Raw genomic sequence first — 852 nt, 5'->3', positions numbered from 1 at the left:
GGGTGGGGGTACCGGCGCTGGCGAAGCGCTTGGGGTGCGTGGCCTGGGCAGCGGCCAGAACGGCGGCGCGTTTGTCGCGGACGGCGGCTGCTCGGCCGTAGTGCACGTCGACCGGGTGGTGATAGCTGATCCCGGAGTGGTAGTGCTCGTGGTTGTACCAGGTGTAAAACGCCTGGCAGAAGGCGCGGGCGTCTTCAATCGAGCCGAACCGGCCGGGGAAGTCGGGGCAGTACTTCAGCGTCTTGAAGCTGGCCTCGACGTGCGGATTGTCGTTGGAGGTCTTGGGCCGGGAGTGGGACTTGGCCACGCCCAGATCGATGAGCAGTTCGGCGACAGTCTTGGACTTCATCGAGCTGCCGCGGTCGGCGTGCAAGGTGAGGGTCCCGTCGTCGATATGGTGCTTGCCCGCGGTTCGCTGGATGAGGTGTTTGGCCAGGTCGGCGGACTCTCGGGAAGCGACCATCCAGCCGACGACGTAGCGGCTGAACAGGTCGATGATCGTGTAGAGCGAGTACCAGACGCCCTTGTCCGGGCCGCGCAGCTTGGTGATGTCCCATGCCCAGACGCGGTTGGGGGTGTCGGCGAAGAGTTCGGGGATGGTCTTGGGCGGATGGGCGGCCTGATGGCGGCGGTCGCGGCCGACCTCGCCGTGCTCGCGCAAGATCCGGTACATCGTCGATTCGGATGCCAGGTAGATGCCCTCATCCAGCAGCGAGAAGTACGCCGTGGCCGGGGAGGCGTCGGCGAAGCGCTCGTTCAGCACCGTGCGGACATGGTCGCGCTCGGCCTGTGACAGTGCGGCCGGGTGCGGCCTGCGGGGTGTGAACGGGCGGGTGCTGTCTCTTATACACA

General features: G+C 66.4%; 1 pseudogene. It reads right to left on the bottom strand.

From position 1 onward, the window contains the following. Positions 1-819, bottom strand: a pseudogene (locus tag ETD85_RS62525) (IS3 family transposase); the annotation flags it as partial. Positions 820-852: the final 33 nt, after the last annotated feature.

The sequence above is a fragment of the Nonomuraea zeae genome (genome assembly GCF_005889725.1).
GTDB lineage: Bacteria > Actinomycetota > Actinomycetes > Streptosporangiales > Streptosporangiaceae > Nonomuraea > Nonomuraea zeae.
Note: the sequence above shows the minus strand (reverse complement) of the source record. Positions and strands in the feature narration are given on the sequence as shown.